At 52.2% G+C, this 13,945-nt stretch carries 14 protein-coding genes; 8 read left to right on the top strand and 6 right to left on the bottom strand.

The window, feature by feature from the left end; translation table 11 throughout:
• From Q8W22_RS14890 to Q8W22_RS14905, 4 genes are all read right to left on the bottom strand, one after another.
• A partial coding sequence (locus Q8W22_RS14890) for a hypothetical protein (protein ID WP_305452877.1) occupies nucleotides 1–276 on the bottom strand: 276 nt, incomplete at its 3' end.
• A gap of 48 nt (nucleotides 277–324) precedes the next feature.
• Nucleotides 325–912, bottom strand: a complete 588-nt coding sequence (locus Q8W22_RS14895; RefSeq protein ID WP_303434396.1) for a DUF2057 family protein — start codon at nucleotides 910–912, stop codon at nucleotides 325–327.
• Nucleotides 913–1,187: 275 nt separating this feature from the next.
• Nucleotides 1,188–2,126, bottom strand: coding sequence for a porin (locus tag Q8W22_RS14900; protein WP_303434397.1), 939 nt, complete (start codon nucleotides 2,124–2,126; stop codon nucleotides 1,188–1,190).
• Between the two features lie 130 nt (nucleotides 2,127–2,256).
• Complete coding sequence (locus tag Q8W22_RS14905) at nucleotides 2,257–3,243, bottom strand: TRAP transporter substrate-binding protein (protein ID WP_305413140.1); 987 nt, start codon at nucleotides 3,241–3,243, stop codon at nucleotides 2,257–2,259.
• A 394-nt stretch (nucleotides 3,244–3,637) separates the two neighbouring features.
• Between Q8W22_RS14905 and Q8W22_RS14910 the strand changes: the two genes are divergently transcribed.
• From Q8W22_RS14910 to Q8W22_RS14935, 6 genes are all read left to right on the top strand, one after another.
• A complete protein-coding gene (locus Q8W22_RS14910) occupies nucleotides 3,638–5,500 on the top strand; it encodes an ATP-binding protein (RefSeq protein WP_305413142.1) in 1,863 nt (620 codons plus the stop codon).
• A complete protein-coding gene (locus Q8W22_RS14915) occupies nucleotides 5,497–6,852 on the top strand; it encodes a sigma-54 dependent transcriptional regulator (protein WP_303434400.1) in 1,356 nt (451 codons plus the stop codon). Before Q8W22_RS14910 ends, Q8W22_RS14915 begins: the two co-directional genes overlap by 4 nt.
• A 378-nt stretch (nucleotides 6,853–7,230) precedes the next feature.
• Nucleotides 7,231–7,764 carry a TRAP transporter small permease gene (locus tag Q8W22_RS14920; protein ID WP_303434401.1) on the top strand — a complete coding sequence of 178 codons (534 nt, stop codon included), beginning with the start codon at nucleotides 7,231–7,233 and terminating at the stop codon, nucleotides 7,762–7,764.
• Nucleotides 7,764–9,152 carry a TRAP transporter large permease gene (locus Q8W22_RS14925; protein WP_305452878.1) on the top strand — a complete coding sequence of 463 codons (1,389 nt, stop codon included), beginning with the start codon at nucleotides 7,764–7,766 and terminating at the stop codon, nucleotides 9,150–9,152. The genes Q8W22_RS14920 and Q8W22_RS14925 overlap by 1 nt, the downstream gene beginning before the upstream one ends.
• A gap of 458 nt (nucleotides 9,153–9,610) precedes the next feature.
• On the top strand, nucleotides 9,611–10,105 hold the full coding sequence (locus Q8W22_RS14930; RefSeq protein ID WP_303434428.1) for a TIGR00645 family protein: 495 nt from the start codon (nucleotides 9,611–9,613) through the stop codon (nucleotides 10,103–10,105).
• A 108-nt stretch (nucleotides 10,106–10,213) separates the two neighbouring features.
• Nucleotides 10,214–10,840: a MarC family protein gene (locus tag Q8W22_RS14935; RefSeq protein WP_305413145.1), complete on the top strand. Its 627-nt coding sequence runs from the start codon at nucleotides 10,214–10,216 to the stop codon at nucleotides 10,838–10,840.
• Nucleotides 10,841–10,853: 13 nt separating this feature from the next.
• Here the strand turns inward: Q8W22_RS14935 and Q8W22_RS14940 are convergent, their stop codons facing one another.
• Both Q8W22_RS14940 and Q8W22_RS14945 read right to left on the bottom strand, forming a co-directional pair.
• Nucleotides 10,854–11,063 carry a hypothetical protein gene (locus Q8W22_RS14940; RefSeq protein ID WP_303434405.1) on the bottom strand — a complete coding sequence of 70 codons (210 nt, stop codon included), beginning with the start codon at nucleotides 11,061–11,063 and terminating at the stop codon, nucleotides 10,854–10,856.
• Nucleotides 11,060–12,283: a GNAT family N-acetyltransferase gene (locus Q8W22_RS14945; protein ID WP_305452879.1), complete on the bottom strand. Its 1,224-nt coding sequence runs from the start codon at nucleotides 12,281–12,283 to the stop codon at nucleotides 11,060–11,062. Before Q8W22_RS14945 ends, Q8W22_RS14940 begins: the two co-directional genes overlap by 4 nt.
• Before the next feature lie 152 nt (nucleotides 12,284–12,435).
• Here Q8W22_RS14945 and Q8W22_RS14950 point away from each other — a divergent pair, with 152 nt between their 5' ends.
• Nucleotides 12,436–12,894: an HIT domain-containing protein gene (locus Q8W22_RS14950; RefSeq protein ID WP_303434407.1), complete on the top strand. Its 459-nt coding sequence runs from the start codon at nucleotides 12,436–12,438 to the stop codon at nucleotides 12,892–12,894.
• A gap of 20 nt (nucleotides 12,895–12,914) precedes the next feature.
• Nucleotides 12,915–13,715 (top strand): hydroxyacylglutathione hydrolase C-terminal domain-containing protein, encoded by an 801-nt coding sequence (locus Q8W22_RS14955; protein WP_303434408.1) that lies wholly within the window; start codon nucleotides 12,915–12,917, stop codon nucleotides 13,713–13,715.
• Nucleotides 13,716–13,945 lie beyond the last annotated feature (230 nt).

Below are 13,945 nucleotides of genomic sequence, written 5' to 3' on the forward strand. Positions count from 1 at the left end.
TTCTGGCTCATGGTTGGCACCTCTGTTGGTGAAGAGTTTATCTCTTCTTGAGGTGTCCGGGATATTCAACCAGAACAACCCGGCGATATGGTGGCTGCCGGACGTTGTCTGGTCGGGCTGTTGGGTCAACCCAGGCCTGAGTTGCTGTTGCGGCCATGGTTGGCCAATGATCCAGCGCATCGGGTCTGTCAGCCGGATACGGTCGCGACAGTATTGGCCAGTGAAGGCTGGCAGCAGTGGTTGCTTAACCAGAGTATTGATGGGCAGTAAGCGCATAAACGCAGCAACTCTTGCCTGATCGGTGGGGAGTTGCCTTGCGGGATGTTATTGCTGCTGCTGTAACCACTGCTGGAAGGCGGCCTTGTCATTGTCGCTACTGGCGGCCCAGATATCCTGTAGCTGTTCCAATCGGGTGACACCGCCCTGAATGCTGTCGGCTGCGACGTAGGTGACATTATCTTTCTGCTTGATAACCGGTTGGCCGGTGATTTTGTGATTATCACCAATCAGCCAGATCGGAGAGCTGCTTTGTAATTCTTCGGCCTGGTCTCGGTCCCTGACTGGGGCATGGGTCAAAACATAGCGTTGGCTGGCACGAAAATCACTGTCGATGGCAACCGGTTGCCAGCGAATCAGATAGCCGGATTCGTCAGGCGTATTCCAGTTTTCTTCGTACTGCACCACGATGCGCTGGCTGCCTTCGGTGAGCAACAGTCGGTATTGGCCGGTGTAGAGGTTGGGTGAGTCGACATTCTGACCATTGATTGCCAGTACTCGCAGGGTTGACGGCACAATGACCTCGACATCGCCCTGGCCCAGGGTAGGGAGGTCGTTCGACGGCTGCACGGAGGAGACCGAGCAGGCCCAGAGCAGGGAGGTCATGGCAACGAATATGGCTTGCAGAATTTTCATTAGTACACAATCTTCAGTAGCAGGTGTTGGGTAGTGTCTGGTAATGCCTTTGGGTGGAGTCTTCTGACCGTATACCGGTGAGGTACTGGATGGCGCTGGTATCGTGTCAGTATCAAAGACCAAAAAGCCCACTCAGCAGAGTGGGCTTATGGGGGCTACGATAGCTCATCAGATTGCGTCAGCCCATACCACACAGGTCTTAAGTGCTCTCCGTATCCGTGTTACTACCTGTACTACGACGGAGGGAGTATGGGCCGATGATTTCTGTTAGCGACTCAGAAGTCGTAGCGCACACCCAGCTCGGCCAGGGTTTTGGCATCGCCATGGTCGCGGACAGTATCCAGGCGCTCAACCGACAGCCAGACTTGCATTTGCTTGTCGAGGGCGTTGACGTATTCCACTTTTTTGGAGGCCAGATCGCCGCTGTCATCACAGCTGTTCAGAGCGTAACGGGCGTGTACTTTATGGACACCCATTTTGTAGGCACCGTATACCGCGTTGGTGGCAGTTGCTTCACCTGAGCAAATGTTGCTGGTGGTGAAGTCGTAGTCACTTTGGGCGCGTTGGGTAAAGGCAGACAGTGTCAGCTGGTCTGCGGTGTACCAGACGCGAGCACCCAGCAGCATGCCTTCGTTGTCACCGGTCTTGTCTTTCAAAAGCGCAACCTGGCCTTTGAAATTGCCAGTCTTGTATTCGGCACCGGCTTGTAATGAGTCGATGTTGTTGCCGTCAGAGCTGTTGCCGGAACCGGTATTTTCGGTCTGGATACCAGCACCGACCGTCAGGCCACCGTTTTTGTAGTAGTAATGGGTCAGGCCGTCATCACGAATGCTGTACATACGCAGGCTGTCTGAACCATTGCTGAAATAAGCGCCACGAACAAATTTGTGCCATACCGTGGTTTGTGAACCGTGGTACAACTCACCAAATTTGCCTTTGATACCGACGTAACCCAGACGCAGGCTCAAGCCTTCTTTTTGGTGGTAGTGGTCAACTTCGTATTCCAGCTGGGCAACAGCGGTCAGGCCGTGGTCCAGCTTTTTGCTGCTTTTGATACCAATACGAGACAGTTCGTCATCGCTGCCGATGGCTTTGTCGTCTTTATTCAGGGCAATCCGGAGAGAACCGTAAAAATCCACGTTGGCTTCTGCGGCGAAGGCAGCGGTGGTCATCAGGCTCAGGGAAATGGCTGTTGCGATCCTGGTCAGTTTCATTGTTTCACTCTCATTATTGTTATTGGCCTATGGCCGATCTTCGTTATCAACACATGTGCGTTATTACCGGCCTGAATGTTTCAGGGCCGGTAATGGGCAGGGTCATACAAGGTCGTACAAGTAGAAGGTCTTACTGGTTGTTGGCTTCCAGAGCGGCGCCAATCAGGTCTGGACCAATTTCGTCGGCAAACATGTTCCAGACAGGTTTCATGGCATCAACCCACTGTTGACGCTCGGCATCTGTCAGGGTCAGTACGGTTGTTTTGCCGGAATCGATGATTTTTTGACGATCTTCAGCATCTTTTTGCAGGGCAATGGTGTTGCCGTATGCGATGGATTCATCCATGGCGGCTTTCAGCTTGGCGCGAACGTCGTCAGACAGGCCGTACCAGAATTCGGCAGAAGTCACGACCATGTAGTCGAGCAGACCATGGTTGGTTTCGGTAGCGTATTTTTGAACTTCAAAGAATTTCTTTGAATAGGTGTTGGACCAGGTGTTTTCCTGACCATCAATGGCTTTGGTTTGCAGCAGGGTAAATACTTCAGAGAACGGCTTTTTCAGCGGAATTGCTTGTACGGCTTCAAACTGAGCCTGCAATACATCGGATGTCATGATGCGGTACTTCTGACCGGCAATGTCCGCAGGCACACGGATCGGGTTGCTATCGGTCAGCTGTTTCATGCCGTTGTGCAGGTAGCCCAGACCAACCAGCAGTTTGCTTTCCATGGATTTCAGCAGTTTCTGACCTTCAGGGCCTTTTTGAAAGCGATCAACAGCGTTGATGTCTTTGAATAGGAAAGGCAGGTCGAAAATTTGCAGTTGGTCGGTGTACTTCTGGAACTTGGACAAGGCTGGCGCAGCGATTTCAACATCACCCAGCTGCATGGCTTGCAGGACGCTGGAGTCAGTGAACAGCTGTGAGTTAGGGTATACCTTGACTTCAACCTGACCTGGTAAAGCCGATTCTGCCAGCTCCTTGAATTTCAGGGCCATTTGGCCTTTGGGCGTATTTTCTGCCACGACGTGGGAAAACTTGATTTCAATCGGCGCGGCTGCGGCCTGATTAAACGTTACCAGGCTGGCGCAAGCCAGAATAGTGGCGACTAAGGTTTTCATGGACGATCCTCACTCTTAATTTTTATTGGTGTATTGGATGTTGAATATTCTGGAAATGTCCTGGAATAAGTGTGTGACCAGAACGATTTCATTAGGGTGGGAGGGTAAGCAACCAGTATGCCAATCAATTGGTCTGAATGGGGATGTTAGCCGTTTGGCTAATGCCTCTGCCTTGCGGTAGCTATCGTTGAGCGAATGCTTAAAATGCCGTTGCTGCGGGGCTTGTACTGGCTCAACCCGGTATTTTGCGGGGCTGGGCTAAGGCTCCAGGAGCTGGTCCGTCATCTGCTGTGGCCATGACGGGCAGTGCGCCAGAGTAAATGTCCGGTCTGTTTTTTATTTTTAAGGGTGTTTTTATGCACGTTGAATATATCAAATGGGTGGAATGCCACCCATGATATCGGCGTTTGATCATGACTCGAAAGATGAGCCGCTACATCTGGTACATGAAGGTGAGCGGCGTTCCATGACTTTTTTGTTGACGGCGTTGCTATTGGGCTGGGTGATCAGTGTGGTGCTGGTGATTGCCGCGGTCTGGCAGGTGCAAGAGGAAGAAGCGCTGGAGGAGCTGGCGGCAGACGCGACGGTAATGGCAGGCAGTATCAGTCAGCGCTTGCAGCAATACAGTGGCATCGCTGATGCTGTGTCGAATTTGCGCACGCTGAAAACCGTGCTGGGTGCGCCGGTTCCTGCTGGGCTGGATAAATTGAACCGGTTTCTGCAGCAAACCAATCGCAGTCTGGGCAGCGATACCCTGTTTGTTCTGGGTCTGGATGGCGAGGTTATTGGCGCGAGCAATTACGGCACCGAGAACAGCTCTGTTGGGCATAACTTTGCCTTTCGACCTTATTTTCAACAGGCGGCACTGGGGGAAAGCGTCAGTTATTACGCCGTGGGTATGATTACCAAAGGCCGCGGCTATTATTTTGCCGCGCCGATTCGCAGAGAGGGTAAGGTCCTGGGAGTGGTGGTGGTGCATGTTCTGCTGGAGTCGGTGTTTGAGCGTCTGGCTGCCGGGCAGAATGACTTTTTGCTGGTGGGCTACGACTCGATTATTTTTGCTTCTTCGAATCCGGATTGGCAAATGCGCAGTCTGCAGCGCTTGCCAGAAGCACAGCGCGAGGCGATCCGGCAGTCGCGCCGGTATGGTGATTATTCGCTGTCTCCCATCGCCAATCATTCTGACCGTACGCCCGATGTCTTTAACGATACCTATGTTCAGCTGGCTTCCGGGGGTGTGGTGCAGCGTTACCTGGTAGGGCGGGCGCTGGTGCGGCAAGCCGGTTGGCATGTATTTGCCCTGATGCCGCGGGTGGCGTTGCTGCAGCGTATCTTGCAGTTCTGTGTTTATTATACGCTGGTGTACGGCTTGCTGGTTCTGTTCTGGTTGTATTGGCGCAAGCGCACCGAGGTGCAGCGACATGTCAACAGTATGAATATGGAGCTGGAGCGGCGGGTGTCGTCGCTGACGTCAGAATTAACCGAGTCCAATACCGAGCTGCAGCAACTGGTGGCGCATTACCAGCGTACCCAGAGTGAACTGGAAGCGACCCAGGATCAGCTGATCCAGACAGCCAAGCTGGCGGTATTGGGAGAGTTGTCGGCCGGTATCAATCATGAGCTGAATCAGCCGCTGCTGGCCTTGCAGACGTATGCCGAAAACAGTCAGAAATTGCTGGCCCGGGAGCGTTTTGGGCTGGTGGCCGATAACTTACATGAAATCCTGCAGATTACCGATTCCATGCACGCCATTGTGTCGCGCTTCAAGGTGTTTGCGCGGCGCTCGCCGCCGGACCCCCGGCTGGTGGATGTTAATGAAATCATCTCGGCGGCGCTGATGATCATGAAACCTCTGTTAAGGAAGGCTGGTGTGGGTATTGGGGTGGAATTACCCCCAAATGGGCAAATGATCCTGTGTGAGCCGGTGCAGATCCAGCAGGTATTGATCAATTTGTTAACCAATGCGTCGGAGGCCATGGAAGGCATCGACGACGCCAGGGTTCTGGTTCGGGTAGAAGATTGTGATGGCCAGATCCGTATTCTGGTGATCGACAATGGCCCGGGGATTGCTAAAGAGCTGCAAAGCAAGATATTTCAGCCTTTTTTTACCACCAAAAGCAAAGGGTTGGGAATCGGTTTGGCATTGTCACGGCGGATTCTGGAAACCCTGTCGGGCAGTCTGGTCGCCGAGTCTGATACCCATGGCGGAACGGTTTTTGTGATGACGCTGCGCAAACATAAGGGAGTGGATGAATGATCGAAGTCTTGGTCGTTGATGATGAAGAAGGCGTGCGCAAGGCGCTGGCTCAAACATTGGAAATCGAAGGGTTTGAGGTGATCACCGCCGCCAACGGCAAAGAAGCGTTGGCGCACGTCACAGGAGACTGGTCGGGCGTGGTGATCACAGACATTAATATGCCAGTGATGGATGGCATGGAATTGATGCATGAAATCCGTCTGGTGGATGCCGATATGCCGGTCATCCTGCTAACTGGCCATGGTGATGTGTCGATTGCGGTAGAAGCCATGCGTCAGGGGGCGTATGACTTTCTGGAGAAGCCGTTTTCAACCGACCATCTGCTGGAGACGGTGCAGCGCGCCCACGAAAAACGCCTGCTGACCCTGGAAAACCGCAAACTGCGTGAAGAAGTCGAAGTGCAGTCGCGGCCGGGGCCTCGCATTATCGGTAATCATATCGATATGAAAAAGCTGCGCGACACCCTGAATCATATTAAAGATACACCGGCGGACGTGCTGATTAATGGTGATACCGGCTGCGGCAAGGAGCTGGTTGCGCGTTATCTGCATACCCATAGCAAGCGCAGCGACAAGGCCTTTGTGGCGATTAACTGCGGTGCGATTCCGGAAAGCCTGATTGAAAGCGAGCTGTTTGGTCATGAGGCCGGAGCCTTTACCGGAGCCGGGAAAAAGCGCGTAGGTAAATTCCAGTACGCAAATGGCGGGACGCTGTTTCTGGACGAAATTGAAAGTATGCCGATGGTGCTGCAGATCAAGATGTTGCGGGTGCTGGAAGAACGCAAGGTCGAGCCTCTGGGGGGGAATCAGCAGATTGATCTGGACGTTCGTGTGGTGGCGGCGACCAAGGTTGATCTGAAGGAAATGAGTGATCGGGGAGAGTTTCGGCTCGATCTGTATTACCGCCTGAATATGGTTCAGGTGCATATTCCGCCGCTGCGCGACCGGCGTGAAGATGTTCCTGTGTTGTTTGAGCATTTTGTCTGGGCGGCCGCTAACCGCTACGGCTCGGAAGTGAATGCCCTGACGGCGGGTCAACGGCAGAACCTGCTGGCCCATGACTGGCCCGGTAACGTGCGTGAGCTACGTAATCTGGCGGAGTGTTTTGTGCTGCTGGGTGGCGAACGGGCGTTCGATAGCTTGTTGAAGTCTGGTGGGACAGCAGGAAGAATTTCGCTGTCGGAGCAAGTCAGTCGTTACGAAGAAATGCTGTTGCGGGAAATCCTCTCACGCCATCAGGGACGACTGAAAGACGCCCAGGAAGAGATGGGGCTGGGGCGCAAGACCTTGTATGAAAAAATGAAAAAATTTGGTTTGGACAAGGAAATGTTCAAGCAGGCAGGGGATGACTAATACCCAAATGACGCTTCTGATGGGTGATTTTCCACCCATTTTTGAAGGTAAATGGCTCTCGGCTGAAAACACTGGACGGCTTTTCGGCTGAATTTATCCGGGCACTTCCGTGTCCGGGGCAGAAATCTCCTCTTCGCTATTTTTTTGCCATTTAACCGGCCCTGCGGCCAATGCCGCGTTAAAAGTCAGGGTTTATCCTTGATGCAGCCACGTTGTTGTGGTCCTGGGTTCGGTCTGGTTCTCGTTTGTTGCAAAAACCATCGCAATATCGCGCTATTGATTTATTTGTTGGCATAGCTATTGCTGATGCCGTGGAGATAACAATACGTACGATTTTCCCGCAGGCCACCTCGGCCGAAAACAATAAAAGGAGAACAGATGGTGAAGTTTATCAATCGTCTGGAAGATATATTGATTGGCTCATTGCTGGTCTGTATTACCTTGCTGGTGTTTGCTGAAGTGGTTATGCGCTTTGGTTTCAGTACCGGTATTCATTGGGCTCAGGAAACGACGCTGTTTATGTCGGCCTGGATGGTATTGCTGGGGGCTGCCTGGGCAGTACGAGAACGTTCCCATATTTGTGTTGATGCTCTGCTGGAACGATTTTCTGCCAATACCCGTAAGTGGGTAATGTTGTTCTCCATTGCTGTCGCGCTGGTTTATTGCGCTTTGTTTTTACAAAGTTCCTGGGTGTATGTCTCCAAGTTACATCTGATCGGTATCGAGCTGGAAGATATTCCTATTCCCAAGTGGACCGTGGTGTCTGGTCTGCTGGTCGGGTTCAGCCTGCTGGCTCTGCGTTTGGTTGAGCTGGGCGTGGCCGTCTGGAAAGGCGAGGCCAATGGTTTCCATGAACACCGGGAATCACTGCTGCATGAAGATGGCTGTGATGAAGCAGAGGAGAAAGCATAATGGTCGCGTTAACCCTGTTCTTGTTGTTGTTTGTCGGTATGGCGCTGGGCTTGCCGATTGCTGTGGCGCTGGGCTTCTCTTCCATGACCGCCATTTTGCTGTTTACCAATGATTCCATGGCGTCGATTGCGCTCAAGCTGTTTGAAGCAGTTTCTGAGCACTACACCTTGCTGGCGATTCCGTTCTTTATTCTGTCGTCTTCTTTTTTGTCATCTGGTGGGGTTGCCCGTCGTTTGATTGATTTCGCTACGGCGGCGATTGGTCACGTTCGTGGTGGTCTGGCGATGGCGTCAGTACTGGCCTGTATGCTGTTTGCCGCGGTATCCGGTTCTTCCCCGGCGACAGTAGCCGCGGTAGGTTCGATTGTTTTGGTCGGTATGGTGCGTGCAGGTTATCCGTTGTCGTTTGCAGCAGGTGCGATTTCTACTGCTGGTACATTGGGTATTCTGATTCCGCCATCGATTGTGATGCTGGTGTACTCTGCGGCGACAGAAGTGTCGGCCTCTCGTATGTTTATGGCGGGTTTTGTACCGGGCATTCTGATTGGTCTGATTCTGATGGTGACTATTTATATTGTTGCCCGGCGTAAAAACTTGCCTGCTGAACCCTTTGTTGGTTTTACCGCCATTCTGAAAGCAGCGTGGAGCGCATCCGGCGGTCTGATGCTGATTATCCTGGTACTCGGGTCCATTTACGCGGGTGTGGCTTCACCAACCGAAGCGGCGGCTGTAGCGGCAGTGTATGGTTTCCTGGTGGCTATTTGGGGATACCGGGATATTGGCCCTCTGAAAGGTCAGCCCTGGCATAAGGACGGTGAAAATACCGTGGCGATGCTGGCGCGTAATATGGTGTTGTTACCGGTAGGTATCTTCCGTTCGGTTTATCACCCGGAAGTGGGTGGGATTGTTCGTGATGCTGCTCGGGTGTCCATTACTCTGCTGTTTATTATTGCCAATGCCATGTTGTTTGCTCACGTTCTGACTTCTGAGCAGATTCCTCATCAGTTGGCGGCAACAATTACCGATTGGGGGCTGCCAGCCTGGGGCTTCCTGATTGTGATGAACATCTTGTTGCTGATGGCGGGTAACTTTATGGAGCCGTCTGCGATTCTGCTGATCATGGCGCCGATTCTGCTGCCAATTGCCTTGCAGCTGGGTATTGACCCGATTCACCTTGGTATCATCATGGTGGTGAATATGGAGCTGGGGATGCTGACACCGCCGGTGGGGCTGAATCTGTTTGTAACAGCGGGTATTACCGGCAAGAGCATTGGCTGGGCGATCAAGGCCTGTGCGCCATGGTTGCTGCTGATGCTGGTGTGCCTGATTGCGATTACCTTTATACCGGAAATCAGCTTGTGGTTACCTAACTATCTGGATGGTCTCTAACGCCAGAGAGTGGGTGTGTTGCCGGGTGGTGAATCCTCCCGCGCTTTTTTGTTGATACTCTACGATTTGCAACAGCGACTTTTGCCCGGCTCTGCCGGGCTTTTTTTATGCTGCTACCAGACAGGGAAAGAAGGCTGAAGATGGCTGGTAGTAGAAGGGTCTTTACAGCATAAAGCTGAACGTACCGGATTCGGTTTGATGGCAGCTTGGGGAATCCCGGACTGCTATCTGTTGAGGCAGGTGTTGTTGGCCAGTAAACCACTGCTTTGGGGTCGTTAATAATTGGCCTGGAAATTGCCGAGAAGTTTTGGCAGAGATGTTGATTGTGGTAATGTCCTTCCTCCAGGCACTGCCAACCGTGTTTCTGTGCAGGGAGCCGAGCCAGGTATCGCTAATCGCTATTGGAGCGCACTGTCTGTTGTGGACGCCTGGCATAACACAAAGGAGTTAATACCGTGATTGAGCAGATGTTTGAACGTCTTATCTATGCATCACGCTGGATTCAGGCACCGATTTATTTGGGGTTGAGTCTGGCGCTGGTGGCTCTGGCCATCAAGTTTTTTGCTGAGCTGGTGCATTTGCTGCCGCATATTCTTGAAGTCAGTGAAACCGATATGGTGCTGGTGTTGCTGTCATTGGTGGATATGGCCCTGGTGGGTGGGTTGATCGTGATGGTGATGTTTTCCGGTTATGAAAATTTTGTCTCGCGTATGGATCTGGATGAAGGCGCGGAAAAACTGGATTGGCTGGGCAAGCTGGATACCGGTTCCTTAAAAAACAAGGTGGCTGCTTCCATTGTTGCAATTTCCTCGATTCATCTGCTTAAAGTGTTTATGAATGCCGAGAATATCAATAATGACAAATTGCTCTGGTATGTGGTGATCCATCTCACGTTTGTATCGTCGGCGGTGGCGATGGGGATGCTCGACAAGATTACTCGCAAGGCTCACTAAGGCTTTCAGCCCACGCCTGTCTCATACCTGTGTTGTTTCCTGACGCCATCCTGAGTGGTGTCGGGAACTGCCCACCGGTATTTTTATTCCTCTGTTTTCTGGATATCTATGAACGAGTGGATCAAGCAGTTTGTGCTGTTGTGGTCGGTGATCGATCCGATTGGCACCATACCGGTATTTATTGCGGTAACAGCCTCAATAAAGAACCCGGTAATGATCCGGCGTATCGCGTACAAGGCCATTACGATTGCGGCCTTGGTAATGCTGTTTTTTGTGATGATGGGCGAAATGCTGCTGGATGCGATGGGCATTCCTCTGGAGGCGTTTCAGGTGGCCGGTGGCCTGGTTTTGTTTCTGTTTGCTTTGTCGATGATTTTTGGTGAAAGCAAGCCGGAGGAAGAAATCAGTATGGTCGCCAAGGGAATGCAAACGGCGGTTTTCCCGCTGGCGATTCCTTCGGTTGCGTCTCCTGGAGCGATGATGGCCGCGGTGTTGCTAACGGATAATCATCGCTTTTCCTTCGTTCACCAGATAGGCACCAGTATGGTGATTCTTTCGGTGCTGATGATTACCCTGGTGTTTATGCTGCTTGCCAGCCGGATTCTGAAAATCATAGGCGAAGGCGGGGCTAGTGTGATCAGCCGGGTGATGGGGTTGATTCTGGCGGCTGTTGCGGTTAATTCCGTGTTGGCCGGTATCCAGATTTATTTTGGTCTTGAGCGCTTTTCATCCTGATTGGCTGTGGCCCTTATGCTTGATGAATGTAGGGCTCGGTGGCTGTCGGGTCGGCCAGATGGTCGAATTCCGGGGTGCGCTCTGCCCGCAAGGCGACCCATCCGGCAACGTCTTCACGCCATTCTTCCATTGGTCTTAAACGCGGCGCTGCCAGCAATTTGGCTTCGGTTCCTTTGTTGGTAAAAACCAGAATATGCTCAACTTTGTAGGCTTGCAGGCTCATGGTGGCGTTTGCTCGTTATCAGACAGGGGGTTGGGTGGCGAAGTGTGCGATGTCGTTGGCAGCTCGTCAAAGGCATTTTCACGGAATGGCAGTAAAGTGGTGGCTTGCTGCTGATAGGCCAGTATCTGGGGCGTTTCCTGGTCAATAAAATTAGCTACAGCGGCCTGGAAGTCGGGGTGCTGTAACTGGTGCAGGCTGGAGGTGATCACCGGCTCAAAGCCACGACTGATTTTGTGTTCGCCCTGGGTACCGGGATCAAAATGATCTAACCCCTGTTCGAGGCAAAACTCGATGCCCTGGTAATAGCAGGCTTCGAAGTGAAGTCCGTCTATTTCCTTTACGCATCCCCAGTAACGACCGTACAGGGTGTGGTCATCAAAAAAATACAGGGCGCTGGCCAGGTGTTGTCCATCATGGCTGGCTTCGACCAGCATCATTTGCTGGTTCATGGTGGCTGCCAGCTGTAAGAAAAAGGCATTGTTCAGATAACCCTGCTGGCCGCGTTTCCGGTACGTCAGCTGATAACACCGATAAAACCGCTTTATGGCGGCGGGTGTCAGCTGTTCCCCTGTCAGGCGACAGAGCTGGATATTCATATCGCTCAGGCGCTGCCGTTCCTTGCGCACACTTTTCCGTTTGCGACTGGTAAAAAAGCTGAGGAAATGGTCGAAGCTGCTGTATCGGCGATTAAACCAATGGAATTGGCAAGCCCGCCGGATTAACAACCCCTGTGGTTCACTGAGGGTGGCCAGTTCGGCCAGGTCGCTGGCATTGGGGAAATTCAGATGCCAACCGGACATTTCCTGATCGCGGGTATGGTGCTGCAGTGCCTGTATCGCGGATTGCCAGGGAGGGGCTGAGTCGCGGTGACGATAAAGTAGACGTGGGCCGGTTGCCGGGGTAAAGGGGGCGGCGCATAACAGCTTGGGGTAATAACGAAAACCGTGGCGTTGATAGGCATCGGCCCAGCTCCAGTCAAAGACGTATTCGCCATAGCTGTGTTGCTTGCGGAACAGTGGCAAGATCCAGTCTGTCTGGCCGTTGTGGTCTTGGTGCAGCAAATATTCCGGCTGCCAACCGGAATCGTCACCCATGCAGCGGCTGTCTTCCAGTGCTTGCAAAAAAGCGTAGTGCAAAAAAGGGTAGCGCCCTGGTAGCAAGGCTTGCCAGTCGTTTGCCGGGATGTCGGCTATCTGCGATATAACTTGAAATGTCGCCATGAATCAGTGACCTGAGTGTGGAGATTGCCTACTATGAAGATAAAATGTAAGAAGATAAATGCTTGCCCGGGCGGTGGGCGCTTCAGACTGATCGGTTTGCTGATGGTTTGGAAACGCTGCTGACCGAACGTCAAGAACAAGGAGAAAGTACTATGTTTTCCCTCGATAGCCGCCTTCAGGCTGATACCGTATTTGTTGGACGCCTGCCATTGTGTCAGGTGTTGCTGATGAACGACAGTCGTTACCCCTGGGTGATTCTGGTGCCTTTGCGCAAAGATGCCAGAGAGTATTTCCATTTGTCGGTTGCCGATCAGACCCAGATGATGCTGGAGTCTGCCTGGGTGGCCGAAAAAATGGCCGATCATTATGGGGCCAAATCCATGAACGTTGCGGAGCTGGGTAATGTGGTGCCACAGTTACACGTCCATCATGTGGTACGTAATGAAAACGATCCTGCCTGGCCCGGCCCGGTATGGGGTCACAGCCCCGCTGTCCCTTATGGTGTGGATGCGCTGGAGCAACGGGTGCATGAATTGAAAGACTTGTTATCCAGTCATTTTATTGAAGATATGACGGGCGAAGATGATATTGAAAATAACATCTACTGGTAACGGATAAGGGAGAGGCTGTTATGATCGTGTTACGACGTTATATGAATAACAATCTGCGTAATTACAACTACCTGATCGGGTGCGAAGAGACGCGTCAGGCGATTGCCGTGGATCCGCTGGGTGCCGATGAGATGCTGGCACTGGCAGAGGCGCAAGGGTATGAGATCAAGCTGATTCTTAATACCCATGAGCATCACGATCATATTGACGGCAACCCGCGGGTTCAGCAAGTCACAGGGGCGGCTATCTGGGCGCATAAGAACGCGGCGGATCGCATCCCGAATGTAGCTCGTTGGCTGGTGGCCGGTGATGTGGTTGAGTTGGGCACAATTCGTTTGCGGGTGTTGTTTACTCCGGGTCACACCATGGCGCATTTGTGTTTGCTGAGTGACGATGGTGGGCCGGATGGCCAGCCGCTACTGTTTTCTGGTGACACCCTGTTTAATGCCTGTGCTGGCAACTGCAGCCGGGGTGGGGATGTGGACACCATGTACGATACTTTTGTGTCGCAATTCCAGCCGTTGCCGGATGACACCCTGATGTATCCGGGTCACGACTACATGAAAAACAACCTCGGTTTTGCGTTGAGTCGTGAGCCGGATAATGACATGGCCCAGTACTGGCTGGATCAGGTGGCTGCATTTTCCGCCGAAGAGATGCCGGTGATGACACTGGGGCAGGAGCGTACTTATAACCCGTTTTTGCGTTTGCATCAGCCGCAAATCCGGGCGCAATTACAGGTGCAGTTTCCTGAGATGGAGGTCGCCGCGGCGGACCGGGATGTTTTCCGCGCTTTGCGTGCTCTCAGGGATGCGTGGTGACTAGTCAGTTATTTATTTTTTCTGGGTGTTTAACAGGGAAGATATGTGTTAGGTATACCAAACTAGTGTCGGGACGGTTTTTACGATCTAGGTAAGTATCTGAGCGCTGACAGTCTATTACTCAACTATCATTGTAAGTGTCCTTTCATTGTAAGTGTCATTATTTGAACCATTATTTGACTGCTACAGATCGGATAGTTGACTGAAGTATAAACAAAACATTACAATTG

This window comes from Oceanobacter sp. 1_MG-2023 (genome assembly GCF_030689025.1).
GTDB lineage: Bacteria > Pseudomonadota > Gammaproteobacteria > Pseudomonadales > Oceanobacteraceae > Oceanobacter.